Below are 26901 nucleotides of genomic sequence, written 5' to 3'. Positions count from 1 at the left end.
TCAGCCTCCTATCTGACTCATGGCACGCGGCGTCTGGCTCGCGTGCCCCATGTCCATGTGGTGCCTGCCGGGCTTTTCCGCGATGCCGCGCGCCACGGCCCGCACCAGCTCCTCCCCGGAAAGCCCGCGGAGGTCCACCTCCTGCGCGGAGTGCAGGCACGGCTTGAGCCTGCCGTCCGCCGTGACGCGTATGCGGTTGCACTGCCCGCAGAACCTGTGCGTCATGGGCCGGATCAGCCCCACCGTGCCGCGCCAGCCCGGCGCGCGGTAGAGCTGCGCCACGCCGGGGGCGGTCGCGTCCGCGGGCACGAGCTCCGGCACGGCCGCGAGCACGGCGTCCGCCGGAAGGAAGCGCTCGCGCGGCCACGCGGCGCACGCACCCATGGGCATGAGCTCTATGAAGCGGACGCAGAGGTCGCTTCCGCGCGCGAGCTCCGCAAGCGGGCGCAGCTCGTCCTGGTTGATGCCGCCCAGCAGCACGCAGTTGACCTTCGTGCCGGAAAAGCCCGCCTCGCGCGCGGCCGCAAGCCCGGCAAGCGCGTCCTCCAGCGTGCCCGTGCGCGTGATCTTGCGGTAGCGCGCGCCGTCCAGCGTGTCCAGGCTCACGTTCAGCCGCGTGAGGCCCGCCGCCCGCAGGTCTGCCGCCACGGGCGCCAGCAGCGTGGCATTGGTGGTCATGTCCACCTCCTCCACGCCGGGGACGTCCGCCACCATGCGCACCAGGTCCACGATTCCGCGGCGCACCAGGGGCTCGCCGCCCGTCAGGCGCACCTTGCGCACGCCCAGGCTCGCCGCGGCGGCCACGATCTCTTGCATCTGCTCGAACGTGAGCACGTCCTCGTGGCGCAGGCGCGGCACGCCGCACGCCGGCATGCAGTACACGCAGCGGCAGTTGCAGAGGTCCGTCACGCTCAGCCGCAGGTAGGTGACGTCTCGTCCAAACGCGTCATGCATGGCCTCCCCCTCCTTTCGCACATCCTTCGCACAGCGGCATCACGCACTCCGGCGCGATGCCAAACGTCACGCGCGTGGCGCCCCCAAGCGCGGCCCACGCGTCCTTCTCGCACTCGTAGCGCAGCAGCGCGCCGCCGGGCGTCCGCGCCATCACGATGGTGCTGAACGTGCCGTCGATCACGCGCTCCACCACGCACGGGATGCGGTTGGCGCCGGGAGCGGGGCGCGGGGCCGCGTCCCCCTTGCCCGCGAGTGCCGGGCGCCCGTCAGCCGCATCCGTGGGCGCGGCCGTCAGGTAGTGCGCGCGGATGCCGACGTGCGTCATGCGCGCATCCGGCGCGTCCGCGCACGCAAGCGTCACGCCCCAGTCGTCGCAGGCCAGCAGGCGATCGCCCACCACGCGTGCGCGGCTCACGTTCTTGCAGCCGCTTATGAGCGCCGCCGCCACGGTGCGCGGGCGGGCAAACAGCTCGTGCACGCTCACGAGCGGCTCGGTCTGGCCACGGTCGATCACGCACACGTCCTGCGCCAGGCGGTGCACCTCGTCACGGTCGTGCGTCACCAGCACGGCTCCGCCCGAAAACGCGCGGAGCTCGTCCACAAGCTCAAGCTCCAGCTGCCAGCGCAGGTAGCCGTCGAGCGCGCTGAACGGCTCGTCCAGAAGGATGAGCTCCGGATCGCTCGCCAGGATGCGCGCCATCGCGACGCGCTGCCGCTGCCCGCCGGAAAGCTGCGCCGGCCGCAGGCGCTCCACGCCGTCCAGGCGCATGGCGCAAAGCTCGCGGCGCGCACGCTCGCGGCGCTCGGCGCGGCCGCCCTCGCGCACGCCGGCCATCACGTTGTGCAGCACGTCCATGGTGGGAAACAGCGCGCTGTCCTGAAACAGGTAGCCCACGTGCCGACGCTGCGGCGGCAGGTCTACGCCGGCGTCGCTGTCAAACAGCGTGCGGCCGTTAAGCACGATGCGCCCCTCGTCCGGGCGCATGACGCCGGCGATGCACTTGAGCGTGACGGACTTGCCGCAGCCGGACGGCCCCAGAAGCGCCATCACGCGGTCCGCGCGCTCCACGTCGAAGCTCGCGTCCAGCGTGAACGCGGCCAGGCGCTTGCGTATGCGCACGCAGAGGCTCATAGCGCGCCGCCTTCCGCAACGACGGCCTCTGCGGCAACGGCCTCCGCCGCGCTGCCCGCGGGCGAGAAGGATGCGGCCCCGCGCCCGCCGGCCGCACGCCCCTGCACCACGTTGAGCGCCACGAGCACGACGCAGCTGATCGCGAGGTTCACGAGCACCCACGCGAGTGCTCCCGCGTTGTCGCCCGTGCGCCACAGCTGGTACACCGTGGTCGACACCGTCGCCGTGGAGCCGGGCATGTAGCCGCACACCATGGACGTGGCGCCGTACTCGCCCAGCGCCCGAGCGAACGCGAGCACCGCGCCCGCCACGATGCCCTGCCGGCAGCACGGCATCTTCACGTGCCAGAGCACCCACGCGTTGGAGCGGCCCAGCGTGCGGGCCGCGTCTGCCAGCGTCTGGTCGAACGACTCGAACGCGCCGCGCGCGGTGCGGTACATCAGCGGGAAGCTCACCACCACCGTCGCGAACACTGCCGCGTACCACACCATGGTCAGGCGCGCGCCCAGCGCGGAAAGCGCCCACGCGCCCAGGGGCCGCCGCGGGCCCAGAAGCATCAGCAGCAGGAAGCCCACCACGGTGGGTGGCAGCACCAGGGGAAGCGTCAGCACCACGTCCGCAAGGCCGCGCACCACGCGCGGCGCGCGCGACACCACATTCGCGAGGGCGATGCCCAGGAGGAACACCACCACGGTCGAGATGGCGGCCACCCTGAGCGAGTTTGCCAGGGGAAAGAGGTCCATGTCCTTCTCCCCTAGGCCTTGGCGAGCGCGGTGAAGCCCGCGTCCGTAAAGCATTTTACGGCGGCCTTTGTGCGCAGGAAGTCCACGAACTCGACGGCGAGGGCGTGCTCCGGCGCCGCCTTGACCGCGGCCACGGGGTAGGCCACGCGGCCGCACATCGCGTCCGTCGCGGCGTCCACCTGTGCAAGCGACTCCGCCTTCGCGTCCGTCGCGTACACCACGCCGCAGTCCACGCTCGCCTCGCGCACCTGCGCCGCGACCTCCTTCACGTTGCTGCCGTAGCTTATGCAGCCCGCCTGCGCGAGGGCAGCCTCGTCCAGGCCGTAGTGGGCCAGGATCCTCTGCGTGTACTGGCCCACCGGCACGTCCGCGTTGCCCATGGCCAGAAGCACCTGGTGCGCGGCAAGCGCCTTTGCCAGGCCGTCGAAGCTCTTGACGTCCTTGGGGTTGCCCTTGGGCACGCAGAGCACCACCTTGTTCTGCAGCAGGTCCACGCGGGTGGCGTGGTCCACCATGCCGGCGCCCTCCTGGCCGTCGAGCCCGCCGTCCAGCTGGTCCATCTGCTTTTCTGCGGCGGAGAAGAACACGTCCGCCCTTGCCCCCTCCGCGATCTGGGTGCAGAGGGTGCCGGAGGAGTCGAAGTTGAACTTTACCGTGACGCCCTTGTGCTTGCGCTCGAAGAGGCGCCCGATCTGCTGCAGCGACTCCGTGAGCGACGCCGCGGCAAACACGGTGAGCGTGCGCGCCTTGCCGCTGGCCGCCGCCTTGCTGGGTCCGCTTGCGGACGAGTCCGCGCCGTCGCGGCCGGCGCTGCCCGCGCTCCCGCACGCGGCGAGCGCCGCCGTTGCCGCCAGGGCGGCCGCGCCGCCCAAGAGCTGGCGCCGCGTAAGGGCGCCGCCCTTCTCGACCATGTGGTGCATGTTCCCTCCTTGGTGTGGTGCCTGCCAATGCGCGCCGTGGCGCAAAAAGGTGCCCATGTGGTGCCTGTGGGCGTTCGCCCCGACCGCGGCCGGGGACGTTCTCAAACAAATTATACGTTTGCCTTACAAACTTTTATCTGACGCGCGTGACGAATCGGCGTGCGGCCTCTGCTCCGGCGGGCGCAGCTCCGCGCGGCAGCGGATCATCTGCGCCGCGATGGATATCGCGATCTCCGCCGGCGTCACGGCCAGGATGTCCTCGCCTATGGGCAGGTGAACGGACTCAAGCCACGCCTCGTCCACGCCGCGCTCGCGCAGGGTCTTGCGCGCAAACGCCGCCTTGCCGCGACTACCGATGCAGCCCACGTACGCGGGGCGCGCGGCCGCCACCTGCTGCAGCACGTCTATGTCCCACGCGTGGCCGTGCGTCGTCACCACTACGTAGTCCGCGCCGCCCACGCGTATGCCCATGCCCGCGATGTCGCGCAGGTCGCCGCAGAGCACGCGCTCCGCCGCGGGAAAGTCCGCCGGCACGGCCACGCCGGGGCGGTCGTCCGCCACCACCACGCGAAACCCCACGTTCGCAAGGACGCCCGTGAGCGCGCGGCCCACGTGGCCGCCGCCAAACACGTAGCACACCGGGTCCGGTCCGGCCGGCTCAACGTACGTGTGGGAGCCCTCCTCCCACACGGCCGCCTGGCCGGCAAGCGCCCGCGCCTCCGCGGAGCCCGCCGCAAGCTCGTCCGCGCCCAGAAGCTCCACAGTCACGTCCGAAGGGTCGCACCACGCCTCGCGCAGCACGAAGCGCTCGCCCGCGCGAAGCCTACGCAGCAGCTCTGTCAGAAGTGCCGCCCTCCCGGGCTGCCACGCCGTCACGCCCACCAGGGCGTCGCCGCCGCACGCCATGCCGGTCTTCGCGTGCGTCATCCACTCCAGGCTCGCCGGCGCCGCGCCGGAAAGCACGTCGCGGCAGCGCCGCTGCATCTGCTGCTCAAGGCGGCCGCCGCCCACGGTGCCCAGCCACGTGCCGTCCTGCAGAAGCGCCATGCGCGCCGTGGCGTGGCGCGGCATGGAGCCGCGGGTGGCAAGCACCGTGGCCAGGGCAAACGGACGCCCGGCAGAGAGCTCCGCCAGAAGCCGGTCCACAAGCGCCTGGTCGCGCAGGGTGTCATGAGAGTCTTGCATGTCCTTCTCCTTGTTCATGCCGTCGCGTCGTCTTGCCGCGCGGGCGCCAACCGGGCGCCATGGCCGCGCGGGCCCCTAGCGCAGCGCGATGCGGGCGCCGCCCGCCGCGCCGGCCTCGCCCACGCACCCCACCACGCGGGCGTCGGGCACGCGGCCGTCTGCCAGAAGGTCCGCCAGAAGCGCGTCCGCGTCCGCCGCGGCGACGCTTATGAGCAGCCCGCCAGAGGTCTCGGGGCAGAACAGCAGGTCCTGCACGTCGCGCGGGACATCGCCCACGTCCACCGAAGACTCAGCAAAGTGGCGGTTGCGGTACATCCCCGCAGGCAGGATGCCCAGGCGCGCAAGCTCGCGCACGCGGGGCGAAAGCAGCGCCGGCGCGGCGGCGTCAAGCTCCAGCGAAACGTTCGCGCCCTGCGCCATCTCGAGCGCGTGGCCCAAGAGGCCAAAGCCTGTCACGTCCGTGGCAGCGTGCACGTCGTGCGCCACCATCACGTCGCGCGCGTAGCGGTTAAGGCGCATCATCTGGGCCTCCGCCGCGGCGACGTCTGCCGGCGCGGCGAGCCCGGCCTTCGCGGCCGTCGTGATCACGCCCACGCCCAGCGCCTTCGTCAGCACCAGCGCGTCGCCGGGGCGCGCGCCGCTGTTGGTGAGCATGCGCGCCGGGTTCACGAAGCCCGTCACGGCAAGGCCGTACTTGGGCTCGCGGTCGTATATGCTGTGGCCGCCCACGATGGAGGCACCGGCCTCGTACACCTTCTCGTAGCCGCCGCGCAGGATCTGGTGCACCACGTCCGCCGGCATGTCCTCTGGCACGGCCATCACGTTCAGGGCGACCTTGGGCTCGCCGCCCATGGCGTACACGTCCGAAAGCGCGTTCGCCGCGGCGATGGCCCCGTACGTGTACGGGTCGTCCGCGATAGGCGGGAAGAAGTCCACGGTCTGCACCAGGGCGATATCGTCCGTCACGCGGTACACGGCCGCGTCGTCCGACTTGTCAAACCCCACCAGCAGGTTGGGGTCGCGCCGCACCCGGATGTCGCTCAGCAGGCGCGCCAGCTCGCCGGCGCCCACCTTCGCCCCGCAGCCCGCGCACTCCGCAAGCTTCGTGAGCTTCACGTCCTCGCCCGCGGGCGCGGGGGCCGCGCCCTTCTCGCCCTGCCGGGCCTTTGCGTCGTCTGCCATCGCTATCCCTCCAGCCTGTGCGAGAGGTGCAGAAGCGCCTCCAGCACGCCGCCGCCTATCGCGCGCGCCTTGTCGGAGCACGTGTTGCAGTGGCCCGGCACGCAGCGCGGGTCGATGTCGCCGGACTTCATGCCGCGCGTGACGGGGCAGCCCTCCTGCAGCAGGCCGCGCAGCACCCCCGGGATCGTGGCCACAAGCGGCTTTCCGGCAACCGTCGCCACCAGGTCGCCCTTGCGCACCACGTCGCCGATCTTCAGCACGGGCTCGAACGCGCCGTCCGCCGGCGCGCGCAGCACGCGCTCGCGCGAATAGCCGCCTATGTTTCCCGGCACGCCCGTGTTGGGTATGGGCGAGCCGTCGTATATGACGCGGCCCAGGTAGTGGCCGCGCTTTGTCTCTATGGCGGCGTGGCAGTCGCAGCCGGCCGCCGTGCCGGCCCTAAAGCCCGGGCCCACGCCTATCACCACGGGCGCCATGTCGCGCGTGGTGCCCAGGTTGCGCTTCGCGATGATCGCGTCCACCACGCACTCCGGGCGCAGCCGCGCGATGGAGGCGCCGTCAGGGTCCACGAGCACGGCGACTGTGCCCGCGCGCGCCACGCGGGCCGCCTCTTCCGCGTCCGCGCACAGCACGCCGCGCACGTCCTCCACCGTGGCCTCGCCCAGGCGGATGGCCTCGCTAAAGCACACGGTGCGCCGCACCGCGGTGGGCACGGCCACGTCCAGCATCACCACGTCCGCGCCGCTGCGGCGCAACCTCACGGCGATCCCGGAGGCAAGGTCCCCCGCGCCGCGTATCACTACCAGCATCTTTCCTCCTCCGTTCGCCCCCGCTCGCAGCGCGCGGCCATGCGGCGCGCAGGCCGGGCGGCACGTTCCCGCTCGCGGCGCGCCCGCTACAGCTCCAGCTCGTACGTGCCCGCGCACGTTACGCCCGGCGCCACCAGCCGCTCGAACTCGCCGCGCGACGCGGGCGGCATCGCCCACGCCAGGCCGCAGTCCGCGCGTATGCTCACCGGCGTGGGTATCAGGCGCCCGGCCACGCCGGCATCGCGGCACAGCCGCTCGCACTCCAGCGCCTCGTGCGTGGAGTCAAACGCCACCACCACGCGCGGACGGCGCCTGCGCCCGCCGCCCGCGGCCGCGGCGCTCACGGCCGCGCCTCCGCAGAAAGCCGGCCCAGCGCCTCGAGCGCAAGGTCCACGTCCTTCTCGCCCGTAAAGTAGCCAAACGAGAAGCGCACGGCCCCGGCGTCCTGCGTGCCCAGGGCCCGGTGCATCCTGGGCGCGCAGTGGCCCCCGGCGCGCGTGGCTATGCCAAAGTCCTCGTCCAGCGCGTCCGCAAGCTCGGAGGACTCCCAGCCGTCCATGTTTAGCGTCACGACGGGCGCGTGGTCGCGCGCGGGCGTGCTGCCGTCGAGCAGTGCAAGGTCTTCCGGCCAGTCGCCGTACACGTGGGCGCCGGGCACCTTTCGCGCACCCGCCACGAAGCGCCGCGTGAGCGCAAGGTCGTGCGCGTGGATGGCGTCCACGCCCGCGCGCGCCACGAAGTCCGCCGCGGCGGAAAGCCCCGCGATGCCGTGGCCGTTGAGCGTGCCGGCCTCCAGGTGCTCCGGGTACGCGTCCGGCATGCCCTCCGCAAACGAGAGCACTCCCGTGCCGCCCGAAATCACGGGCCGCACGTCCACGCCCGGCGCAACCAGCAGGCCGCCCGTGCCCTGCGGCCCCATGAGGGCCTTGTGCCCCGTGAACGCCAGCAGGTCCGCGCCCATGGCCTCCATGTCCACGGGGGCGGCACCCGCCGTCTGCGACGCGTCCACCAGAAGCAGCGCGCCGGCCGCGTGCGCCACGCGGGCAAAGCGGCGCACGTCCGCCACGTTGCCCGTAAGGTTGGACGCGTGCGTGCATACCACCAGCCGCGTGCCCGGCGCCACAAGGCGCCCAAGCGCGTCGTAGTCCAGCCTGCCCAGCGCGTCCGCCGGCACGAAGTCCACGTGCGCGCCGCGGCCGGCAAGCAGGTGCAGCGGCCGCAACACGGAGTTGTGGTCCCAGTCCGTGGCGACCACGCGGTCGCCCGGGCGCACCGTGCCCAGGATCGCCATGTTCAGCGCCTGCGTGGCGTTGGCGGCAAACACCACGCGCTCCGAGTGGCCAAAGCCCAGAAGCGACGCCACCCGCTCGCGCGCCACCATCACCGTGCGCGCCGCGCCAAGCTCGCCCTCCGCGGCGCCGCGGCCAGAGCTTCCCAGCTCGCGCATGGCGCGCACCACGGCGTCTATCACGCAGTCCGGGCGCTCGTGCGCCGTGGCGGCGCAGTTGAGGTACACCATGGCCGGCTACAGCACCGTGACGCCGGGACGCGCCGCCACGATCTGCGCTATGGCGTACAGGTTGGTGACGCCGCCCACGGCAAGCTTGTCGCGGATGCCATAGAAGTCCAGGCAGGTGCCGCAGGTAAGGACCTTCGTCCCGCGGGACTCCAGCTCGCGGATGTCCTCCAGCGACTCCGAGCCCTCGCACGTAAGGCGCGCGCCGCCGTTGTAGAACAGCATGGTGTCCGGAACCTGGTCCTGGTGGGCCAGCGCGTAGATGAGGCCCTTCATCAGGATGTGACCCAGCTCCTCGCTGCCGCGGCCCATGGAGTCCGTGTCCACGGCCACCACGGCCGACGTGCGGTCGGGCACGTTGCAGAACGCGGCGGCCTCCGTCGCGGCGGCCTCGCTCGCGGCCACCTCGCCGCGCGGGCTGAAGGTAAGGGTAACGTCCTTCCCAGAGCGCTCCACGCCAAGCTCGCAGTCCTTCTCGTCCGCAAGGCGCGTGAGGTTGCCCTCTGCCACGGAATCGTTCACCAGCACCTGCAGCGACTCGCCGGGCGCAAGCTTTGGCAGCGCCTCCAGCGTCAGTACCACGGGCTTTGGGCAGGTGAGGTTGCGCGCATCGATCTTCATGCTTCGCTCCAAACGCTACGAGCGGGCGCGTGGCCCGCGGGTTTCCACAGGGCCGTGACTTTTTGGGCGGTCGAGCCGCCGGGGTGCCGTGCCAGTCACCCTTGCCTGCCCAGTATAGCGAAGCGCCACGGGCAGATAAATGTTTGTTTGGATTGCAGAACTTCTTTTTTGCCAGCGGTTCCCTGGCGCCGCGGACGGCGCCGCGCAGGGCGAGAGGGACGTACCACCGCGCTAGAGGTCTATCTCGTAGCGTCCGCCCACGAAGTAGTCGCGACCTATGCATACGGGCTTGCCGTCCGCGTCGACGTAGTCGGCAACGCTATAGATCAGAGGGTCCCCCGCGGAGACCTCAAGCAGCTGCCCCTGCTCCGTCGTTGACTTCACGGCATTGATGGTCCATGCGGTGTGGTGGTCCGGCCGACGCCCGATCGCGCGCTCGATGGCGCCGAACATCGACGTGTCCTCCAACGGCTCCGTCAGGAGGTCTGGCGCCCAGTCGTACGGAAGGATTACGCGCTCGTCGCACACGGGCAGGCCATCGGCAGACCTCACGCGTCGCACAAGCAGCATGAGCGTGCCGTCACCCATCCCAAAGAATTCGAGCTCGTCGGGTCTGCCAGGCGTTATCTGACGGTCTATCACGCGCGCACCCGGACGCGCCCCTATTTCCTGGCACATGCGCGTGAACGTGCTGATGTCGCGCGTGCGCGAGAGCTGGCGGCTTATGTGACGCGTTCCCACGAACGTCCCGCGGCCCTGCATCTTCACCAGAAAGCCGTCCGAGCACAGGTCCTCGATTGCACGACGCACGGTGATGCGGCTCACCCCGTAGCTCTGGCTCAACTCCGCCTCAGAGGGGATCCTGTCGCCGTTCTTGTATGTGCCGCCCTTGATCTCGCCTTTCAGATCATCGTATATCTGCTGATAGAGCGGCGTCGTCGTGGTGCCCATGTCTTGCCTTTCGCACGGCGCCACGTCGGTGCGCCGCCTCATACCTCACGTGTCATATGTATGATACCGTTTCGTCACGCGACGTCATTCCTGCGCCGCGCCCGACGGCCCCAGCGCCAGGGGCACGACCTCCCAAAGCGAGTCCACCACCACGTCCGCCTCTCCCTGGTCGAGGCTCACGCCAGGCTTGGGCCTCAGCGCAGCCACAAAGGAGCCGGACGCCTTGCCCGCACGGATGCCAATCGGCGAGTCCTCCACAACCACGCAATCCCCCGCAGGCACGCCCAGGCGACTCATCGCCGTCAGGTAGATCTCTGGGTCTGGCTTGAACGCGCTGCACTCCTGTCCGCTGATTGCAAGGCTCACGTAGGGCTCCGCGCCCGTCGCCCGCATGAACTCGCGTATGAGCTCCGGGTATGAAGAAGAGCAGATCGCGCACCTCACGCCCCGCTCTCGCAGGGTACGCATCACGGGCACCGCATCCGGGTTCGCAACCCTGCGCCATGGGGTTGGATGGTCGTCAGAGTACGCGCGGTAGCCCTCATGCAGCGCGCGACGCAGCTCGGCATTGCCCGGTACCAACTCCTCCCAGATCGCCCGGTCGTTACTCCCACTGAAGTCCGGGACCGCATCGAAGCAAAAGCCCTTTCCCATCAGGTAGTCCACGCGACGCTGGTTGTAGAACTGCTCCGTGAACGCCAGCACCCCGTCCATGTCAAACAGCACGGCCCTCGCCATGCCACCACCCCCAAAGGCCCGCAATGCGGGCGAGAAAAACATGCGCACGCGCCCGTGCGCGCTACAAAAAAGCGGACCGCCCGCAACGGACGGTCCGCAACACGCACCAGAAGCCTAGTACTGCAGCTTCCACATGTAGCGGCGCATGGTGAGCGGGTGCTGCCTCGCCTCGGAGATCTTCTCCGCGTACACGCGCATGACGGCGGTGTGCACGAAGGGGTTGAAGTACGTGGCAACCTTCGAGCCCACCACGCCGGACAGGCCGTAGTCCTTCGCGTCGATGACGGCGACCTTGGCGTCGAAGCGCTGCAGGAACGTGAGGGCGCGGGCGTCCATCGCACGGGTCGCGCCGTCGTTCATGAACAGCAGGTACGGCTTGTCCTTCTCGGTAAGCTCGAACGGGCCGTGGAAGTACTCGCCGGTGTGGTAGGCAGCGGAGTCGATCCACTGCATCTCGGAGAACAGGAACATGGAGGTGGAGTACGCAACCTTCGCGCTCGCGCCGGAGCCCATGAGGTAGATGAGCTGGTCGTCCTTGAAGTCTGCCGCAAACTGCGCCGCAAGCTTGCCGGCGTGCTCGGCCGCGTCCTCGGCGAGGTCGTACACCTTTGTGAGGCCGGCGATCATGTCGTCGTATAGGTCCGTGCCCTCGACCTGCTGCAGCAGCTCGACCGCAAGCGCCAGGGCATAGCCCATCTTCTCCACCTTGGCAGCGTAGTTCTTCTCGAACCCGTGAACGATCACGTGGTCGACGCCCTCGGTCAGCGGGGAGGTGCCGTTGTGCGTGATGGCGGTCACGGGCGCGCCGAGCGCCTTCGCGGTGCCGTTGGCCTTCACGGTCTCGGGCGTGGTGCCGCCCAGGGAGCACGTCACGACGAAGGTGTTGGGGCCAACCCATGCCGGCGTGTCATAGTTGAACTCGTTGGCGGTGAAGATCTGCACGTTCAGCGTGCGGGTGTTGTTGGCCAGGAAGTACTTCGCGGGGTAGAGCTCGCTCATCGAGGCGCCGCATCCCACGAACGCGACGGAGTCGATCTGGTGGTCCTTCAGGACGTCCGCCACGATCTGCTTGGGCTTGCTGAGGTCGATCTCGTACATGTTCTGTCTCCTTCTTCTGTCGAGAAGCGCCACACTGGCGCGTTGTCTGCTTTTCTCTTCCGTACGCCTTGCGCAGTCCCGGGCCTTGCGCGGCCCTGTGCTTTGCGCGGTCCTAGGCCAGGATGCCGAGCACTGAGAGCAGGATGCCGCCGAAGATGCAGATGGCGAGGATCCAGCCCGACTTGACGTTCTTCTTGATGAGCCAGTACATCGCACCCGTGAGGGCGAGCGGGATCATTTGCGGCATGATGGAGTCCAGGAGCTTCTGGATCTTGACCGATCCGCTTGCGAACGTCGCCGGGGCCGTCGCGCCGATGAGCGTTGCGACCATGCCGCCGATTGCCATGAGGCCCACGATGCCGCACACGTACATGACGCGGTCCATGAGGTCGCCGCTCTGCATCTTCTGCAGGAATCCGCGGCCGCCCTCGTAGCCGAGCTTCGCCGCGAACCACGTGACGAGGACCGACGGGATGATCGAGATGACCATCGCGAGGATGGGGCCGAGGAACGAGCCCTGCTTCGCGAGGCTCACGCCCAGGCCAAAGGCAATGACGCGGATGGTGCCCTGGAAGAACGAGTCACCGATGCCGGAGAGCGGGCCCATGAGCGACGTCTTCACGGCGTTGACGGTGTCGGGGTCGAAAGCGTTCGGGTCCTCGGCCAGCTCCTCCTCCATCGAGGCGGAAAGGCCCAGCACGAAGGCGCTCGTCTGTGGCGTGCAGTTGTAGAACGCCATGTGGCGACGGTATGCTTCCTTCTTTCGCTCCATCTGCTTGGGGTCGGTGTCCGCATTCGGGTAGCAGCGGTCAAGGGTCGGCGCGATGCCGTACATGAAGCCCATGTTCATCTGGCGCTCGTAGTTCCAGGAGTCCTGGATGGCCCAGCTGCGCCAGAAGAACTGGCTGATCTTCTTGCGAGTAGAGACTTCCTTGGTAGCCATGTCCTTCTCCTTACTCGTCGTCGTCTTCAAGGGGGTCGTAGTCATCGGATGCGGCAAGTGCTGCGGTGCCGCCGCCATTACCGTTGGCGCGACGGCCGAACTTGAGGTCTGTCAGCACGACCGCCGCGGCGACGCCGAGGGCGGACACGGCGATGACGGAGAGCTTGAGGTAGGCAGCGAGCAGGAAGCCGATGAAGAGGAAGGCGCCCATGCCCTTCTTGAGCGAGAGCGAGAGGAGCAGCGCGAGGCCGTAGGCGGTGAGAAGCTTGGTGGAGACGTTCAGTCCGGTGGTGAGCCAGCCGGGGATGAGACTGACGACGCCCTTGACAAGGTCGGTGCCCAGCAGGATCGCGAAGAACGTGGGGATGAAGTACATGAGAGAGTACAGGATGGTGCCCACGACGATGTGCAGGTGCTGGGCCTTGACGAACTTGCCCTCCTCGATCGCGGCGTCCGCGACGTGCGTGAGCACGGCGATGACGGAGCGGAACACGATGCCGAGGAGCTGGCCCAGGACCGCGACGGGGACAGCGATGGTCATGGCGGTCTCGGCGCTGGCGCCGGTGAGGCACGCGAACGCGGACGCGATGATGCTGCCGAGCACCATGTCGGCCGGCACCGCGGCGCCGACGCTCACGAGGCCCATGCTCACGAGCTCCGCGGCCGCACCGACGGCGAGGCCCGTCATCGGGTCGCCGAGGACGACGCCTACGAGCGTGGCGCCCACGAGCGGCTGCTCGAAGTTCAGGCGGCCGAGCAGGCGCGAGTCGAGCATGCAGAACACGCTGACGAGACCCACGAGCAGGGCGCTAACGAATGTGTTCATGTCTTTCTCCTTTCGGGGACTGCACCGGGGCTACAGCCTCTTCGTGACGTCTGTGCGCGGAAGCGTGGGAGTCTGCTGAACGTAGACCTTCACGCCCATGTCGAGGAGGGCGTTGACGTCTGCCTTCTGGGCCGCGTCCAGGAAGACGGACGACCCCTTGCCGCCGATCATCTCGGCGCCGTCGTGGTTGGCGGTCGCGCCGAGGTCCACGTCGCCCAGCTTGTAGGACTCGTAGAAGCGACGCAGCTCCGAGGTGGTGCCGAACACGAACATGACCTTCTCGCCCAGCGTGTTGAGCTTTGCCATCTTCTTGAGTGCACGGTCGACGGTGAAGACGTTCAGTCGGACGCCCGCGGGCTTCGCCAGGCGCAGGGCGCCCTTCTTGACATCGTCAGTCGCGGCGTCGTCGTCCACGACGATGATGCGCTCGGCACCGACGCTCGAGACCCACGAGAAGACGACCTGGCCATGGAGCAGACGGTAGTCGAGCCTGGTGAGGACGATCTTCGCGGGGCCGTGATTTGCCTGCGGACGCTTTGCCGCGGCGGCCGGAGCCGCGCTTTCGGGAGCGTCGGGGTGCGCGCAGTCAACGATGCCGCGGCGGCCCTCCGACACGAGGTCGCGCACGGCCGCGGCGTCCAGCGGGCCGTCCGAAAGCGCCAGCGTGAGGACCATGGGCATGTTCATGCCTGCGATTACGGTGACGTCCGGGTGCGCCGCTTGGTACTCGACCATGGAGTTGTTGACGCTGGAGCCCAGCATGTCCGTGAGGACGTACACGGCATCGTCCGGCGAGAAACCCTTGACGAGCGCCTCGACCTTGGCGGTGATGGGCTCCTTGTCGTCGCGCTCGAGCGTGACCGCGTGCACGTTTGGCGCCTCGCCCACGATCATGCGGACGGTGTCAAGCGCGCCGGTCGCGAGTCCGCCGTGAGACGCAAGGATGACTTGGTTCATGTGGTCCCGACCTCCCCTTGTTGGCTTGATGTTGCAGACATCATATACGTCTTATTATCGTGGTGATAGTGGTCTATAACGTCTAGAAACAAACGGTTCACTTTTGCCGGCGAACGGTACATGCGGTGGCAACCGTATGGCAACAAAACGGCCAGCCGCTGGAGGAAGCGACTGGCCTTTCCTCGGAGGCCAAGGGGAGTGCCTCCGCAGGAACCGAATGTTGAGCGCAAGCGCAGACGCAGCCCAAATGGCGCCCGCGCGTCAGGGCCCCTAGTACTCCACCTTCCACATGTAGCGCCGCGTCATGTAGTCCTTGCCGGTCGCGGCGGACAGCGCGCGCATGTACACGTTATTGAGGATGGGCGAGAAAAGGATGTGGTTGAAGTACTCGCGCACGTCCTGGGGCAGCTCGCCCAGGCCGAGGTCCATACCGTCCAGCACGTAGACGTTCGGGCCGCCGTAGCGCCTGAGGAAGCGTAGGGCGCGCTCGTCCGCCGGGCGACAGCGTCCCACGGAGAGCAGCAGGAACACGGGCTTTGTGGCGTCCAGCACCTCGAACGGGCCGTGGAAGAACTCGCAGCTGTTGATGGTGGGCGAGTCTATCTGCAGCATCTCCTCGATGTTGCAAATCGAGAATATGTACGCAGACCCATACGCGGGGCCGGAGCCCATCACGTAGATGGTGCGCTCGCCGGCCATGCGGGCCGCCCATTCGCGCGCAGGCTCCTGCATGCGCGCAAACGCCTTGCGGTAGATGCCGTCCACCACGTCGAACGCATACATGGCCTCGTCGTAATGGTCATAGCTGTCCACCTGGCTCGCAAGGCTCATCGCAATCATGAGGGCGACGCTGGAGTTCACGCGCTCCGTGCGGCTCTGATCCAGCGCGATGGACTCGTACGCAATCTTCTGGTCGCAGATCCGCGTGAGGTCGGACTCGTTCACATACAGCGCCACCGTCGCGGCACCCAGCTCCTTCGCAACCCGCGCCGCCTCGCAGGTCTCCTTCGTACCGCGCATGGAGCAGATAACGCAAAGCGTGTGCTCGTCCACGTACGCCGGCGGCGCCAGCACAAACTCGTTGCTGGTATACATGTGCGAGGAAACGGTCGCGCACTCGCGCTCCATGAAGTAGTGTGCCGCGTAGAACCCGCCGTTCGACCCGCCGGCGGCCACCCACGCCACATGCGTCACGTCGCGCCCGCGAAGCGCGTTGGCCACGACCTCCGCAACCTCGTCCTGAATCCGGACCTCCGCGCCTGCCCCGACGGCCTGGCCCTTCTCGACCCGACCCTTCTCGTCCTTCTCGCCCATGCGCTCCCCTTCCTCCGCGCGCCCTCACCGCTCACTCGTGGCACCGTCGCATCCCCGCGGCGCCTCCTTTTGGGCACACTATATCATATACGTTATATACGTTTGCAATCTTTTGAGAAGAACCGCGCGCCATGGTTGACGCCGCAGACGGCACGCCGCACCCGCCGCGGAGCGCTAGAATTCTGCCACGGGCGGCCGCGGGGGCCGCCACGCCTGGGAGGGAGCGTGCACATGGGCCTTGCGGACAAGCTGGCAATCGGGCGCGGCATCACGGCGGTCATCGGCAGCGGCGGCAAGACGAGCCTGCTCGACGCGCTGGCGCGCGAGCTTTCAGGCACCGTCGTGCTCACAACCACCACGCACGTGATGCCGTTTGCGTGCCCGGTGCTTGAGGACGCGGACGAGCGCGCCGTGGAGCAGGCGCTGTGGTACAGCCGCGTGGTGTGCGTGGGCACGCCCGTCGGCGACGGCACCGGCAAGCTCGCGGCGCCGCGCCTGAAGATGCGCACGCTCTCCGTGCTGGCAGACTACGTGCTGGTAGAGGCGGACGGCGCCGCGCGGCACCCGCTGAAGGCGCACGCGGACTACGAGCCCGTGATCCCCGCCGAGGCGGACCGCGTGGTGCAGGTGGTGGGCGCCTCCGGCTTTGGGCTGCCCGTGGCGCAGGCCGTGCACCGGCCGGAAGTCTTCTGCAAGCTCGCGGGCTGCGACGCCGCGGACGTCGCCACGCCCGCCCTCGTGGCGCGGGCCATCGCCCACGAGCACGCCGGCGGCCTTAAGGCGGACGTCCTTCTTGTGAGCCAGGTGACGCCCCAGGGCGAGAAGGACGTGCAGTCCTTTGAGCAGGCGCTTCGGGAAGAGGGAGACCAGACGCCCGTGGTCACGTGGCCCGCGCTGGCGTGACGCCACCGAGCCACGGGCGCGACGAGGCCGTGCCGCGGTTTGACGCCTAGCGCATGAACGCCGGCATGGCGCCGTTGGGCGCTGCTGCGGCGATCTGCTCCAGCGCGACGGCAACGCTGTCCTCGCGCACAGACCCAATGTGCCAGCGCGCGGCCTTGGCCACGTCCTCGCTCGCGTTCGCGACGGCAACGGAGTTTGGCACCGCGGATATCATGGGCAGGTCGTTTTCCGAGTCGCCGAACGTCGCGACCTCGTCGAGCGTCACGCCGAGCTCGCGGGCGAGCTCGCGCACGCCGGCCGCCTTGTCCCAGCCGTGCGGCGTGATGTCGATGAGCGGGGCCGTGGGGCTGGGGAACACGAAGTCGAGGCCCGGGCACTCCGCGCGCAGCAGGTCGCGCACGCGCACCAGGCGCTCGCGCGGGCCAGACACGTGCACGTTCGCCTTAATCCACGGCGTGGGGCCAAGCTCGGCGCGCGTGGGGTGGCCCACCTCGCTCATGACCTCCGGGTGGCCCTCCAGGCTCTTGACGTTGCGCTTTACCAGGATGGCCTGGCCGTCGCCAAACACGTCGTACACGGCGAGCGCCGCACCCTCCACATCTTCCAGCACTTCCTGCGCGCGGGCGAGCGACGCGGGGTCTAACGCCTCCTGGTGGGCGAGCTCACCGTCGATGTAGACCATCTGGCCGTTGCAGAACGCGCCCGTGGCAAAGCAGGTGGCGTCGCCCGCGAACATCCAGCCCATGGCCGAGGGAACGCGGCCCGTGACGGGGCCAACGTGCAGGCCCGCGTCGACCATGGCGTGGATGGCCGCGATGGCGCGGTCCGTGGCACGCGGTGCGCCAACGGGGATGAGCGTATCGTCCAGATCGGTCAGGGCAAGTTTGATCATGTTCTTCTCCAAAGTCTTGCGGATGTCTGCGCGCTGCGGCGGCGCGGCGGGCCGACTCAGCGGTCCGCTCGGGCCGGGGGCCTACTCCCCCAGCAGGGCCGCCACCTGCGACACGGGCCTCAGCGGGAGGGCGTCTGCGGGGTGGTCGCCCACGATCTTCTCCATCCACACCATGTCGTACCAGCGGCCAAACTTGTAGCCGCAGCCGTGGAAGCGGCCGACCCACTCGAAGCCCAGGTGGGTGTGGAACTCCACACTCGCGCGCGTGAGGTAGGGGTCGTCCGGCGCGGCGGGGTAGCCTATGCACGCGTTGAGGTTAGTGACGCCCATGGCCGAAAGCAGGCGCTCGAGCGTGGCGTACAGCGCGCCGCCGACGCCGCGGCCGTGCGCGTCCTGCGCCACGTAGATGGAGAGCTCGCAGGCCCAGTCGTACGCCTTGCGCTCCTTGAGGGGGCCGGCGTACGCGTAGCCCAGCGCTCGGCCGTCCGCGGACTCAGCCACAAGGTAGGGATAGCGCTCCAGCGTACGCGCGATACGCTGGCGGAAGTCTTCCACGCTGGGGACGTCCCACTCGAAGGTTATGGCCGTGTCGCGCACGTAGGGCGCATATATCTGCAGCAGGCGCTCCGCATCGTCCGGCGTCGCCATCCTGATGCGCGTGCCCTCCCCCGTCACCGCGCCGGCATTTTCCTGCACCATTGCCCTCCCGTCGCTCGTGCTCACGAGCACAAGACTACTACGGGCGGGCGCACGGCGGGCATGCGTGCGGCACCTTTCACAAACGGAACGGCAGCGCCTTGGAGAAGCGCGGGGTCGAATTCGAACGCCAGCTTAGAGCTGAAGCTCTTCGATCAGCTTCCTCATCTTGAGCGCCCAGTCCAGCTGTTCTGCAATAAACCCAGGCCGTTCGCCCTCGTTGTTCTTAATCTTGCAGCCGTCCTTGTAGAAGCGCAGACCCGACGCCTTTTTCGCGTCGAAAGGCTTCGCCTTCAGTCCCAGCGCCTTCTCGAAAAGCTGCGCGTTCTCGATTGACTTGTGACCAATGTCTTTATCGTCTGGCACATAAAACTCGATACCGGTTCGGCCGTGCTGCGTGTCAATCAGGAGCGCTATGTGATAGGCACTTGTGCCGCATCGGAGAGTAGACCAGTGGTCCTTCGTCGGCTTCTGCGGACTAAACACCTTAAGAAAATTGGGAGTCGAACGTACAATCTCGCGATACTTCGTCCAATACGACAGCTTGACACGCTCGGTCTCTGACAGGTTCTCACTCAGCCTCAGGGCCTTTGTCCACTCGTTCGGCTGCTCTACAACGTTGAAGCGGGGAGCCGGCTTAAAGTCTCCAATAGTCCAAAGCTCAATCTCAACAAGGAAGAAGCCAAAGTCGTTATCGGTGTGCTCGTTAAGCCATTCAATCGCCTGACGGTGCTCGTCAAGTGCATGGGAGACAACCTAGATAATGACTTGGGCGCCTTTACCGGCAGCATAGGTAATCACCTTGCCCAGGTGGTCGTGATTTGTTTCCTCGAGCTGGTTCTCGATGATGACCTTGCGTCCGGTGCCGGCTTCCTGCGCGTAGATGTCCACGTTAAATGATCCCACAGAGGATTCAGTCTCAATGAGCTCGAGCTCAACGCCAACCGCTTCGCCCAGCATATTCAAGTTGGCTGGGCTCGAAAGCCACTTGGTGAAATCAAGCGCCTCATGCGGCCAGACCTTACGCAGCTCAACCTTCTTCAGATGAACAAGGCCATAGCCCATCTCTCGCGCCTCCATTGCCCTACGTCCACGTCACCGACAAGCGAATCATGCTCTTGGAAACCTTTGTCCCAGGAGTCTGGATCATCCACTTTCCCGAAGGAAAATCGAGCTCTCGCTCACAAGGGACGCGCTGTTGCGAGGTGGACATGCAGACTTCTTGTCAAAGGCAGCGCCGCAGTGGCGAAGAGTGCAGGACTATTTCGGCCGACAGGCTGATACCCTGTTGTCATCCATCAAACCAAGAGGAGCCAGGCGATGAGGGCGTTCATCCAGAGCAGAAACGGGATGCCGCGAGGCATGAGCCAGTACACCGCGTGGCTCGGGTTCAAGAACATGGGGTTCGAGACAGTTCCATTCGAAACCGTTGACGGCCTAGATGCCTGCGACCGCGAGGACGTGGTCGTGGGTGGCCTCGGCGTCGTCCGTGCCAGGCTCCGCGCTCTTGGCGCAGACACGAGCGAGATCAACTATCCCGAGGAGCTGCGTTCGTTTCTGGGTAGGAGGCTCTGGAAGACGACGATTGACCACGTGAGCACCGAGGTGAGCTCCTGGCCACTGTTCGTGAAGCCCGTCGAGGGCAAGCGTTTCACCGGGTGCGTGGTTGCCAGCACGAAGGACCTCGTCGGCAAGGGCTGCTGCGGGGAGGACTTCCCCGTCATCTGCAGCGAGGTGGTCGACTTCGTCTCGGAGTATCGGTGCTTCGTAAGGTACGGGGAGATCCTCGACGTTCGCCGCTACCGCGGAGACTGGTCGAAAGCGCCGAGCAGGGAGGTCGTCGAGCAGGCGATTGCCGCGTATGCCAGCGCGCCGGCCGGGTACGCCGCCGACTTCGGCGTCACCTCGGACGGCAGGACGCTGCTCGTAGAGGTGAATGACGGCTACTCGCTCGGTCCGTACGGCCTGTGGCCCGAGCTGTATGCGCAGCTGCTTTCCGCCCGCTGGGCCCAGATGGTCGGGATAGATGACCCCTGTGACTATGGCGTGCCCGTGCCGAGGATGTAGAGAAGCGCATAAAGCAGCAGGTCAAGGAGTCAGCGTACAGACATCACGCATCTCTCGCGGCTTGAGAAGTTTGCGGCTGTAGCGACTCATATATATCGCATTTCAGTAAGCGAGGAGTTCATTTTCGCCAGGTGCTTTCTCGGACAGCCCTTCTCACGTTACGCGTTTAGTCGCCGAGGCCAGATGCTGCGATCGATGCCCGCGGAGCCACCCCGCCGGCGCCCGCCTGCACGAAGCAGTCCAGGACGCCCACGGGCCTGCGCGCCCAAGGAAGCGTCACGAACCTGCGGGGAGTGGCCCGGGGCGTGGGGCTTCGCATGCGAGCGTGCCAGAGCCCTCGTCCGGCGGCGGGCGGTGGGATGGCAAACGGCGTCGCAGCCATCGCTGTCCCGACGCCCCTATACTCGAACCTTACTCGCACTTACTCTTACCTGCTATGCCCTCATGGGAAGGGCTCGACGGCCCCTGCTGCCCGTAAAGCCCCTTCCAAGCTATGCCCGAGCCCTTACCTACTCTGCCCTGTGAAGGTCATAGTACTGGGAGGGGTCGGTCGCGCTGGTGCCGTGCCAGTCGAGGATGCGCTTGTCAGCGAGCGATCTGAGCGTCGCACGGGCCACCTTGCTGCTGCGCCCCAGATGTTCTGCGAGCCCCCTCACCGTCACCCGCCCCTTCCCATACGTGTATTGCACGGCGGCGAGCTCGTACTCGCTGAGGTCCCCGTACACGCCCTCGCCCAAGCTTTCCGCCACGGCGTCGGCCTGCCTCAGCACGCGCGAGGTGATGCTGTTCTGCAGCACCAAGCGCACCGACATGCCGTTGGGCTCCGAATACGTTGGCTCGTTCAGGAAGAAGGACGCCATCTCGTCGTAGATGCGCTGTACGCCCTCGTTGAGCTCGCGCACCCAGCCGAACTCGACGAGCGTCCGCGCTATGATCGGGTTGCGCGACCACCTGGTGTACCTCATGTTCTCCAAGGTCACCATGTTGGGCAGGCCGCCCGGGCTAGTGATCTCCAGGCGGTCGCCGTACATCATCACGCGTATGTGGTCGCCGCTCATGGCGTAGTCGCGGTGCGTAACGGCGTTCACCAAGCCCTCGAACCAAGCGAACTCGGGGTACTCGGGGATAATCTTGAACCTGCCGTCGTCCCCCAGGTACTGGAACTCCCTCAGCTGGCTCGATATGAACCCCTTCGCGCCCTCAATCTGCTTGGGCAGCGGCCCATCGAAGGTCCTGTCCTTCACGATGTTGAGCCGCCTGCCCGTCTCCATCTTGTTCCCGTCGAAGCGGATTACGCGCACCCGTGCCCAAGGTATGAACCGCGTCGGGTTCTCGGAGAAGAGCAGGACGCCCGCGTTGGTGAGGTGGCCGTCCTGGAGGAACCCGCGGCTGCGCAGCACCTGCTCGTCGCTCGCCTCGGTGCCAAGCTCCGCCTTGTAGCGCGCCACCACCTCGGGGTCCACGTCCGCGACGGAGGAGCGCTCCTGCACCTCGTCCTCGTAGCGCCGCTGGTTCTTGTCGTACTCGAGCGCCAGCACCTGCTCGCGGTCCAGCTCCACGCTGCTGTCGCGCTGGCGGAGGAACACGGCCTTGTCGCTTCTCCTGGCGATGACGCGCCCGGTCGAGCTGGCGACCTCCAGCACGAGAATCTGGTCGTCCTGACCCTTGGCATTCTTCACGGGCACCCTCATCGCGTGCACCACGGGCGAGGGGTCGCAGCCTACGATCGGCGCCTGCTCGAACTCCTCGATGTCCCGCGCGCCGTCGCGCTTGAAGCCTGTTATCTCGCCGTTGTCCTCGATGCCGATGACCAGCTTGCCGCCCGAGGCGTTGGCGAAGGCGCAGATGTGCCGTGCCGTCTCCTTGGCGTTGAGGCGCGCGCTCTTGCGGTCGAAGTAGAGATTCTCTTTCTCTTTGGAGAAGAGATCGGGGTCGTTCCGGGTGATGGGCTGCTGCATGGGCGTCTCCTAAATATGTTTAATGGGAGACATTTTACCGCATGGCCTAAGGGCGGCCGATCCCCGGACGTCTTGCCAACTAAAGACCCCCGCACCCTAGAACAGGCACGCGTCGATGGTCGCCTTGCCGAGAAGTGCGTCGAGCCACTCGGCCGGAATGCAGTCCATACCGTACGCGATGCCGGCGAGCCCTCCCGCCACCGCGGCGGTGGTGTCCGCGTCGTCCCCCAGGTTCACCGCCGCGAGCACGCACTCGGCGTAGCTCGAGGTGTTGGCAAGGCACCACAGGGCGGCGCGTTCGGTGTCCAGTACAAAGCCGCCGGAGCGGATCTGGCTCGCGGGCACACCCACAAAGTCGCCCGCGACGTCGCGCAGTCCCTCGCCGGCGGTGAGCCTACGGGCCACGTGCACCATGCGAACGCACGCCTCGCAGGAGATTGCGTGCGCGTGCGTGATGGCGGAGACGGCGCGAACCTCGTCGTCCGTCGCGTCCGCGAACGCGAGTGGGAGGATGCGCATGAGAGACCCGTTGCCGTTGTCGCGCTCGCCCGCGCGACCGCGCCCGGAGGAGAGCGCGTCGGCGGTGGTGCCGCCGATGTCGAAGAGGCCGCTCACGGTGTACGCGCCCTCGCGATACCAGCGGACGAAGCGCTCCCGCATGTCGCGCACGTCGATGCGGCCCGTAGCGCGGATGCTGTCGCAGGTCGCGAGTGCCATGGAGGTGTCGTCGCTCCAGGTGCCGGCGGGCTGGTCGTGGCTGCCGTGCCCTACCATGTCTGTGCATTCGAACGTCCCGCGCGACAGGAACTCGTACGGCACGCCGAGCGCGTCGCCCACGGCCTGCCCGTACATGCAGTCGCGCAGGGTGGGGGAGGGATGCTGCGAGGTGGGCATGGGGGACTCCTTGGGGGGAACTGGATTGGGCTGTGACGTGGTTATCCGATAAGTCCGTTCGAGTCCATGAAGTCGACGAACGAATCGATGATGTCGTTGGTGCGGTCTACTATGTCGGCCTCGGTGAAGTCCGTTTTCGACCTCACGATTCCAAGAAGCTCCACGTTCTTGGTGCCCTCTCGCGTCCTCCCGTTTCCGTCAACGAAGCCCTCGTAGTACTTCTTCTTGTCGGAGAGACGATAGTCAGCGGCGCGGATGTTCACACGCTTCTCCAGAAGCGCCTTGTTGCCGAGAGCCTCAAGGTCAGAACGGTCTTGCAGGGGCTCGACCTCTGCGCGTTTGCGGGCGTAGATGTGCTCCACCTCGAGGACCGTGTCGTTGTCCCACAGCCCCTGCGCCGGATCGTGGTACGCCCACCAGGCGAGCATGGAGCGAGTGATCGCACGCTGGTTGGTGAACTGGAAGGCGCGGATGCGGGCTATTACGTCCTCCCTGCCAAACCGGTAGTTCGAGAAGCTCACGTCCGTGCCGTTCACGATGTTGACCATCTCGGGGAACATGGGGGTGCGAAGGGAGTTCACACCCGGACGCTCGATGGCGTAGTACCAGACGAAGGCGATGGTGAGGTCGAGCAGCCGCACGAGGCCCTCGTCGTCCAGGTTGTCGCTGCCGTCGCGGCGCGCGAGGAACCAGACGCTCAGCAGGTAGTACCACATGCCGTTGGGCGCAAAACGCAAAATCGCAAAGCGCCTGTTGGCCGCGTCGGAGAAGCCATCCCCGGTCTCGACGCGCTGCCAGAAGCCAAGGAGCGACTCGAGGTCGTCCAGGGTTCTGTCCTCGTGCAGGATGGAGTACTTGTTCCTAGCGTAGAACCCGCGCAGGGACTCGGTGGTCGTGCCCGTCGTGCCCCTGAGCGCTCTGCGGTAGTACATGTAGCGTGTAAAGAGCTCATCCATGGGTGTGCCACGAAGCGGGTGGAGAAGATCATTGGCGCTTTCCTCCATCGCCTTCCAGCGCGTGACGAAGTCATCCTTCCTGCCCTCGCTGGAGAAGTGCTTGTAGAGCTGGCTCTTGAAGATGTCGGCGTCGGAGAGCGGGAGTCCGCGGTCGTTCAGCGTCGAGAAGATGCGCAGCGCTGTGTCCTGCGACCCAGCCTCGATGGGGAGCAGTATCACGTGGCGCATGATGCGGGAGGCGAAGAGGGTCGAGTAGCCGTCATAGTTCTCGGCGAGCTCCGCAATCTTGCCCTGGAAGTACCGGAAGTTCTTCGCGTAGCTGCTCTTCCATGCGGGGTTGGCCTTGCCGTCCCGCAGAATATGCAGGAATTCGCCCTTATCGTTGTCGGAGGCGACCTCGGACTTGATTTTGAGGCCGTCCTCAGTCATGTCGAGGTTGCTGTAGTCGTCGGACTTCCAGATGCATGCGGCGATGTCGTCGTGGAGGCTGACGGAGTTCCTGTCCTTCATCTTCGCGAAGCGGTCGTAGAGTGCCCTGAGCAGAAGCATGATGGTGGTGAGCCTCTGCTGGCCGTCGATAATCTCCTGCTGCCCCTCGTCGTTCTTGAACGTGACTATGGGCCCAAGGAAGTAGTCGTTACGCTTGTCGAACCGGTCGCTTGCGTTGTTGGGGAACGCGAAGGCGAAGAGGTCATCCCACAGGGTGGAGCACTCGTCCTCTCCCCAGGCGTATGGCCGCTGGTAGTCCGGGATGAGAAAGTCGGCGTCCTCGTCCTGGAGAAGCGTCCTGATGTTTTTCTGATCGACCGTCAGCTGAGACATGGGCCCTCTCAATCTGCAGGAAGTGACAGTTCGTTGCTATTCAACTATCCAACTATCAGGCTTCGTGCCGAGTGCGTCTAGTCCTGGTCTGCAAATGTGGGGCGCGAAAGCCGGAACGCGTCATCGCGTCCAACCCAGGCACGCTCAGGATCTCGATAGGCGAGGTGGAGGCGGGAGGCGTGTCCGACCCGCGCAACGGGACGTTCCTCTCCATGTTCAAGCCTGATCAACATTGGGGAGCGGGCAGGCAGCGGCTATGACACGCTGCGCGAGGGCACGTACGGTGCCGGCAAGCCAGATCCCCTGCTCGAGGAGCTTTGGGAGCCGGACCGGGTGCGTCTGACGCTGGAACTTGAGACGAGCGGCCTGGCCGGCTTCCGCCTGCCGGGCTTGGGAGGGGAGTCCCACTCTCGTGACGGAGATTGAGCCACCGATGAGTATCAAAATGACTCATGCTGGCGACCAAGTTATCAACAACGCCGACCAAGTCACCGACCAAGTGCCGACAGGCGCCCGCTGCGCTGACGATCCGGTAAAGGAGCTTATCGCTGTCCTAGGAGATAGAGAGATGTCAGCTTCGGAGCTGATGAGGGGCTGGGGCTGAAGCACCGTCCTAGCTTCAGGGAGCGATACCTTGAGCCTCCCCTCGCGTGTGGGCTCATCGAGCGAACCATTCCCGACAGACCAACCAGCAGCAAACAGAAGTACCGGAAGGCGAAGTGATGGCGTGGACAACTTGGATAGGAAGCTCAACGATGCCTTTCCAGGCTTTGTGGTGCGAAAGAATCTTGTTAAGCTCGTGCGCGGCAATGCCGCCGTGCCGAGTCGCGCATTTAAGGATATAGAGAAGCGCATACAGTAGCAGACAGGAGATGATGGCCTCCGTACATATCGTGCCGCCCGCAGTTCGATAAGCTCTGAGCTTGTAACTCATTCACATCATGCCACAGTGAGCGAGAAGTTCATCTTCGTTGAGCGCTCACTCGGACAACTACTCTCACGTTGTGCTTCTAGTCGCCCAGGCCAGAGACGGAGATCTTCGGGATCATGATCTCCTTCGCGTTGCGGCCTGCCCTCGCCATTCGCGCCGGCGAGTTCAGGCACGAGCTCGTGGCCTCCCCCTGGCACACGCGGTCGAGGATGGTCGTGTAGCTCTTGATAGCTGCGATGTTGTTCGGCATACCCTAGCCCTCCTTGCTCTCGTCGGCGAGGTCGGCGATCATCTCCCAACGCTTCATGTACTGGTCGTCAGAGCTGCCCGCGACACCCGCGGGCTCCAGGCCCGTCGCGCCACCTACGGAATCTTGTGAAGTCCTTTGTGAAGTGCCAACTTCGGCCCCCTCGAAGAGCCCAGGGCTCGGCAGCCACGAGCGCTGCCACGTCGCCGTCGTGCTCCTCCAGCAGCGCCTTCGCGGCCTTGACCGAGCGTGCGCCGGCCGAGCGTAGCGTGAACTCCACGCGCTCGTCGGCCATCTGCTTCTTGAGTGCCGCGATCTCCTTGTTCAGAGTCTCGGTCGCCTCGGAGGTCTTCGCGGCCTCCACGACACGCGCCTGAAGCGTCTCGATCTCAGCGTCCTTGGCCCTCAGTGCCGCCTGGTAGTCGGCCACACCGTCATCGGCACCGTCGCCCGCTACCTCTTTCGCGCCGTCCGCCTGGGCGTCTTGGTCCCCCTGCGCGAGCGCCTGCTCGCTCGAGTCCCCTTCGCCTGCCGCACCCGGCGATGCCTTGCCATCCAGATCACCGTCCATCGTTGGACCCCTTTCGTCTCGCGGGCCCGACACATTAGAAATGCCCGCACCTTCTAGGTACGGGCATTGTCCGGT

At 66.8% G+C, this 26901-nt stretch carries 29 protein-coding genes; 3 read left to right on the top strand and 26 right to left on the bottom strand.

Annotated elements, in window-relative coordinates; all coding sequences use genetic code 11:
• From moaA to HF885_RS00380, 17 genes are all read right to left on the bottom strand, one after another.
• Entirely contained in the window at positions 1 to 954 is a 954-nt protein-coding gene (gene moaA, locus HF885_RS00460) for a GTP 3',8-cyclase MoaA (protein ID WP_170103021.1), read from the bottom strand.
• Positions 947 to 2086: a sulfate/molybdate ABC transporter ATP-binding protein gene (locus HF885_RS00455; RefSeq protein ID WP_170103020.1), complete on the bottom strand. Its 1140-nt coding sequence runs from the start codon at positions 2084 to 2086 to the stop codon at positions 947 to 949. Before HF885_RS00455 ends, moaA begins: the two co-directional genes overlap by 8 nt.
• Complete coding sequence (gene modB, locus HF885_RS00450) at positions 2083 to 2829, bottom strand: molybdate ABC transporter permease subunit (RefSeq protein WP_170103019.1); 747 nt, start codon at positions 2827 to 2829, stop codon at positions 2083 to 2085. The genes HF885_RS00455 and modB overlap by 4 nt, the downstream gene beginning before the upstream one ends.
• A gap of 11 nt (positions 2830 to 2840) precedes the next feature.
• Positions 2841 to 3749, bottom strand: coding sequence for a molybdate ABC transporter substrate-binding protein (gene modA, locus HF885_RS00445; RefSeq protein ID WP_235927221.1), 909 nt, complete (start codon positions 3747 to 3749; stop codon positions 2841 to 2843).
• Positions 3750 to 3872: 123 nt separating this feature from the next.
• Positions 3873 to 4934 carry an XdhC family protein gene (locus HF885_RS00440; RefSeq protein ID WP_170103018.1) on the bottom strand — a complete coding sequence of 354 codons (1062 nt, stop codon included), beginning with the start codon at positions 4932 to 4934 and terminating at the stop codon, positions 3873 to 3875.
• A 75-nt stretch (positions 4935 to 5009) separates the two neighbouring features.
• The gene (gene selD / locus HF885_RS00435; protein ID WP_170103017.1) at positions 5010 to 6116 is read right to left on the bottom strand and encodes a selenide, water dikinase SelD; all 1107 of its coding nucleotides are present in this window, start codon (positions 6114 to 6116) and stop codon (positions 5010 to 5012) included.
• Positions 6117 to 6118: 2 nt separating this feature from the next.
• Positions 6119 to 6925 (bottom strand): selenium-dependent molybdenum cofactor biosynthesis protein YqeB, encoded by an 807-nt coding sequence (gene yqeB / locus HF885_RS00430; RefSeq protein ID WP_170103016.1) that lies wholly within the window; start codon positions 6923 to 6925, stop codon positions 6119 to 6121.
• An 86-nt stretch (positions 6926 to 7011) separates the two neighbouring features.
• Positions 7012 to 7269, bottom strand: a complete 258-nt coding sequence (locus tag HF885_RS00425) for a DUF3343 domain-containing protein (RefSeq protein ID WP_170103015.1) — start codon at positions 7267 to 7269, stop codon at positions 7012 to 7014.
• The gene (locus tag HF885_RS00420) at positions 7266 to 8444 is read right to left on the bottom strand and encodes an aminotransferase class V-fold PLP-dependent enzyme (protein WP_170103014.1); all 1179 of its coding nucleotides are present in this window, start codon (positions 8442 to 8444) and stop codon (positions 7266 to 7268) included. The genes HF885_RS00425 and HF885_RS00420 overlap by 4 nt, the downstream gene beginning before the upstream one ends.
• A 6-nt stretch (positions 8445 to 8450) precedes the next feature.
• Complete coding sequence (yedF, locus tag HF885_RS00415; protein WP_170103013.1) at positions 8451 to 9062, bottom strand: sulfurtransferase-like selenium metabolism protein YedF; 612 nt, start codon at positions 9060 to 9062, stop codon at positions 8451 to 8453.
• A gap of 231 nt (positions 9063 to 9293) precedes the next feature.
• Positions 9294 to 10013 (bottom strand): GntR family transcriptional regulator, encoded by a 720-nt coding sequence (locus HF885_RS00410; protein ID WP_170103012.1) that lies wholly within the window; start codon positions 10011 to 10013, stop codon positions 9294 to 9296.
• 84 nt (positions 10014 to 10097) lie between these two features.
• Positions 10098 to 10751 carry an HAD family hydrolase gene (locus HF885_RS00405; RefSeq protein WP_170103011.1) on the bottom strand — a complete coding sequence of 218 codons (654 nt, stop codon included), beginning with the start codon at positions 10749 to 10751 and terminating at the stop codon, positions 10098 to 10100.
• Between the two features lie 114 nt (positions 10752 to 10865).
• On the bottom strand, positions 10866 to 11849 hold the full coding sequence (locus tag HF885_RS00400) for an SIS domain-containing protein (RefSeq protein ID WP_170103010.1): 984 nt from the start codon (positions 11847 to 11849) through the stop codon (positions 10866 to 10868).
• A 112-nt stretch (positions 11850 to 11961) separates the two neighbouring features.
• Positions 11962 to 12792 (bottom strand): PTS system mannose/fructose/sorbose family transporter subunit IID, encoded by an 831-nt coding sequence (locus HF885_RS00395; RefSeq protein ID WP_154541373.1) that lies wholly within the window; start codon positions 12790 to 12792, stop codon positions 11962 to 11964.
• Positions 12793 to 12802: 10 nt separating this feature from the next.
• A complete protein-coding gene (locus HF885_RS00390; RefSeq protein ID WP_170103009.1) occupies positions 12803 to 13618 on the bottom strand; it encodes a PTS mannose/fructose/sorbose/N-acetylgalactosamine transporter subunit IIC in 816 nt (271 codons plus the stop codon).
• Positions 13619 to 13648: 30 nt separating this feature from the next.
• The gene (locus HF885_RS00385; protein ID WP_170103008.1) at positions 13649 to 14575 is read right to left on the bottom strand and encodes a PTS mannose/fructose/sorbose transporter subunit IIAB; all 927 of its coding nucleotides are present in this window, start codon (positions 14573 to 14575) and stop codon (positions 13649 to 13651) included.
• A gap of 270 nt (positions 14576 to 14845) precedes the next feature.
• A complete protein-coding gene (locus tag HF885_RS00380) occupies positions 14846 to 15889 on the bottom strand; it encodes an SIS domain-containing protein (RefSeq protein ID WP_206109705.1) in 1044 nt (347 codons plus the stop codon).
• 231 nt (positions 15890 to 16120) lie between these two features.
• Here HF885_RS00380 and yqeC point away from each other — a divergent pair, with 231 nt between their 5' ends.
• Entirely contained in the window at positions 16121 to 16792 is a 672-nt protein-coding gene (yqeC, locus tag HF885_RS00375) for a selenium cofactor biosynthesis protein YqeC (RefSeq protein WP_170103007.1), read from the top strand.
• A 46-nt stretch (positions 16793 to 16838) separates the two neighbouring features.
• Here yqeC and HF885_RS00370 read toward each other — a convergent pair whose 3' ends face one another.
• The 4 genes from HF885_RS00370 to HF885_RS10270 all read right to left on the bottom strand — a co-directional run bounded on the left by HF885_RS00370 (position 16839) and on the right by HF885_RS10270 (position 19445).
• Positions 16839 to 17684 carry an HAD family hydrolase gene (locus HF885_RS00370; protein ID WP_170103006.1) on the bottom strand — a complete coding sequence of 282 codons (846 nt, stop codon included), beginning with the start codon at positions 17682 to 17684 and terminating at the stop codon, positions 16839 to 16841.
• Positions 17685 to 17765: 81 nt separating this feature from the next.
• The gene (locus tag HF885_RS00365) at positions 17766 to 18383 is read right to left on the bottom strand and encodes a GNAT family N-acetyltransferase (protein WP_170103005.1); all 618 of its coding nucleotides are present in this window, start codon (positions 18381 to 18383) and stop codon (positions 17766 to 17768) included.
• Positions 18384 to 18515: 132 nt separating this feature from the next.
• A complete protein-coding gene (locus tag HF885_RS10275) occupies positions 18516 to 18923 on the bottom strand; it encodes a DUF4268 domain-containing protein (protein WP_235927232.1) in 408 nt (135 codons plus the stop codon).
• Between the two features lie 213 nt (positions 18924 to 19136).
• Positions 19137 to 19445: a hypothetical protein gene (locus tag HF885_RS10270; RefSeq protein WP_206109704.1), complete on the bottom strand. Its 309-nt coding sequence runs from the start codon at positions 19443 to 19445 to the stop codon at positions 19137 to 19139.
• A 255-nt stretch (positions 19446 to 19700) separates the two neighbouring features.
• Between HF885_RS10270 and HF885_RS00355 the strand changes: the two genes are divergently transcribed.
• The gene (locus HF885_RS00355; RefSeq protein WP_170103004.1) at positions 19701 to 20447 is read left to right on the top strand and encodes an ATP-grasp domain-containing protein; all 747 of its coding nucleotides are present in this window, start codon (positions 19701 to 19703) and stop codon (positions 20445 to 20447) included.
• A gap of 509 nt (positions 20448 to 20956) precedes the next feature.
• Here HF885_RS00355 and HF885_RS00350 read toward each other — a convergent pair.
• The 3 genes from HF885_RS00350 to HF885_RS00340 all read right to left on the bottom strand — a co-directional run bounded on the left by HF885_RS00350 (position 20957) and on the right by HF885_RS00340 (position 25077).
• A complete protein-coding gene (locus HF885_RS00350) occupies positions 20957 to 22405 on the bottom strand; it encodes an ATP-binding protein (RefSeq protein WP_170103003.1) in 1449 nt (482 codons plus the stop codon).
• 96 nt (positions 22406 to 22501) lie between these two features.
• Entirely contained in the window at positions 22502 to 23299 is a 798-nt protein-coding gene (locus HF885_RS00345) for an ADP-ribosylglycohydrolase family protein (protein WP_170103002.1), read from the bottom strand.
• A 41-nt stretch (positions 23300 to 23340) separates the two neighbouring features.
• Entirely contained in the window at positions 23341 to 25077 is a 1737-nt protein-coding gene (locus HF885_RS00340; RefSeq protein WP_170103001.1) for a DUF262 domain-containing protein, read from the bottom strand.
• Positions 25078 to 25671: 594 nt separating this feature from the next.
• On the opposite strand from HF885_RS00340, the gene HF885_RS10675 reads away from it, so the two are divergent.
• Positions 25672 to 25800 carry a Fic family protein gene (locus tag HF885_RS10675; protein WP_419197816.1) on the top strand — a complete coding sequence of 43 codons (129 nt, stop codon included), beginning with the start codon at positions 25672 to 25674 and terminating at the stop codon, positions 25798 to 25800.
• Positions 25801 to 26087: 287 nt separating this feature from the next.
• Here the strand turns inward: HF885_RS10675 and HF885_RS00335 are convergent, their stop codons facing one another.
• Together HF885_RS00335 and HF885_RS00330 are read right to left on the bottom strand one after the other, a co-directional pair.
• Positions 26088 to 26258 (bottom strand): hypothetical protein, encoded by a 171-nt coding sequence (locus HF885_RS00335; protein ID WP_170102940.1) that lies wholly within the window; start codon positions 26256 to 26258, stop codon positions 26088 to 26090.
• A 67-nt stretch (positions 26259 to 26325) separates the two neighbouring features.
• A complete protein-coding gene (locus tag HF885_RS00330; protein ID WP_170103000.1) occupies positions 26326 to 26826 on the bottom strand; it encodes a hypothetical protein in 501 nt (166 codons plus the stop codon).
• Positions 26827 to 26901: the final 75 nt, after the last annotated feature.

It is taken from the genome of Parafannyhessea umbonata (assembly GCF_012844235.1).
In the GTDB taxonomy this organism is placed as follows: Bacteria; Actinomycetota; Coriobacteriia; order Coriobacteriales; family Atopobiaceae; genus Parafannyhessea.
This window is presented reverse-complemented; position numbering and strand designations above follow the sequence as displayed.

Bases quoted from the DNA above. Each gene is read 5' to 3' on its own strand.
- modA (WP_235927221.1), bottom strand. From the start codon at position 3,749: ATGCACCACATGGTCGAGAAGGGCGGCGCCCTTACGCGGCGCCAGCTC.
- HF885_RS00400 (WP_170103010.1), bottom strand. From the start codon at position 11,849: ATGTACGAGATCGACCTCAGCAAGCCCAAGCAGATCGTGGCGGACGTC.
- HF885_RS00440 (WP_170103018.1), bottom strand. From the start codon at position 4,934: ATGCAAGACTCTCATGACACCCTGCGCGACCAGGCGCTTGTGGACCGG.
- HF885_RS00385 (WP_170103008.1), bottom strand. From the start codon at position 14,575: ATGAACCAAGTCATCCTTGCGTCTCACGGCGGACTCGCGACCGGCGCG.
- yqeC (WP_170103007.1), top strand. From the start codon at position 16,121: ATGGGCCTTGCGGACAAGCTGGCAATCGGGCGCGGCATCACGGCGGTC.
- yedF (WP_170103013.1), bottom strand. From the start codon at position 9,062: ATGAAGATCGATGCGCGCAACCTCACCTGCCCAAAGCCCGTGGTACTG.
- HF885_RS00345 (WP_170103002.1), bottom strand. From the start codon at position 23,299: ATGCCCACCTCGCAGCATCCCTCCCCCACCCTGCGCGACTGCATGTAC.
- HF885_RS10270 (WP_206109704.1), bottom strand. From the start codon at position 19,445: ATGGGCTATGGCCTTGTTCATCTGAAGAAGGTTGAGCTGCGTAAGGTC.
- selD (WP_170103017.1), bottom strand. From the start codon at position 6,116: ATGGCAGACGACGCAAAGGCCCGGCAGGGCGAGAAGGGCGCGGCCCCC.
- HF885_RS00355 (WP_170103004.1), top strand. From the start codon at position 19,701: ATGAGGGCGTTCATCCAGAGCAGAAACGGGATGCCGCGAGGCATGAGC.
- moaA (WP_170103021.1), bottom strand. From the start codon at position 954: ATGCATGACGCGTTTGGACGAGACGTCACCTACCTGCGGCTGAGCGTG.
- modB (WP_170103019.1), bottom strand. From the start codon at position 2,829: ATGGACCTCTTTCCCCTGGCAAACTCGCTCAGGGTGGCCGCCATCTCG.
- HF885_RS00340 (WP_170103001.1), bottom strand. From the start codon at position 25,077: ATGTCTCAGCTGACGGTCGATCAGAAAAACATCAGGACGCTTCTCCAG.
- HF885_RS00390 (WP_170103009.1), bottom strand. From the start codon at position 13,618: ATGAACACATTCGTTAGCGCCCTGCTCGTGGGTCTCGTCAGCGTGTTC.
- HF885_RS00370 (WP_170103006.1), bottom strand. From the start codon at position 17,684: ATGATCAAACTTGCCCTGACCGATCTGGACGATACGCTCATCCCCGTT.
- HF885_RS00365 (WP_170103005.1), bottom strand. From the start codon at position 18,383: ATGGTGCAGGAAAATGCCGGCGCGGTGACGGGGGAGGGCACGCGCATC.
- yqeB (WP_170103016.1), bottom strand. From the start codon at position 6,925: ATGCTGGTAGTGATACGCGGCGCGGGGGACCTTGCCTCCGGGATCGCC.
- HF885_RS00410 (WP_170103012.1), bottom strand. From the start codon at position 10,013: ATGGGCACCACGACGACGCCGCTCTATCAGCAGATATACGATGATCTG.
- HF885_RS00335 (WP_170102940.1), bottom strand. From the start codon at position 26,258: ATGCCGAACAACATCGCAGCTATCAAGAGCTACACGACCATCCTCGAC.
- HF885_RS00330 (WP_170103000.1), bottom strand. From the start codon at position 26,826: ATGGACGGTGATCTGGATGGCAAGGCATCGCCGGGTGCGGCAGGCGAA.
- HF885_RS00420 (WP_170103014.1), bottom strand. From the start codon at position 8,444: ATGGTGTACCTCAACTGCGCCGCCACGGCGCACGAGCGCCCGGACTGC.
- HF885_RS00380 (WP_206109705.1), bottom strand. From the start codon at position 15,889: ATGGGCGAGAAGGACGAGAAGGGTCGGGTCGAGAAGGGCCAGGCCGTC.
- HF885_RS00405 (WP_170103011.1), bottom strand. From the start codon at position 10,751: ATGGCGAGGGCCGTGCTGTTTGACATGGACGGGGTGCTGGCGTTCACG.
- HF885_RS00455 (WP_170103020.1), bottom strand. From the start codon at position 2,086: ATGAGCCTCTGCGTGCGCATACGCAAGCGCCTGGCCGCGTTCACGCTG.
- HF885_RS00350 (WP_170103003.1), bottom strand. From the start codon at position 22,405: ATGCAGCAGCCCATCACCCGGAACGACCCCGATCTCTTCTCCAAAGAG.
- HF885_RS00395 (WP_154541373.1), bottom strand. From the start codon at position 12,792: ATGGCTACCAAGGAAGTCTCTACTCGCAAGAAGATCAGCCAGTTCTTC.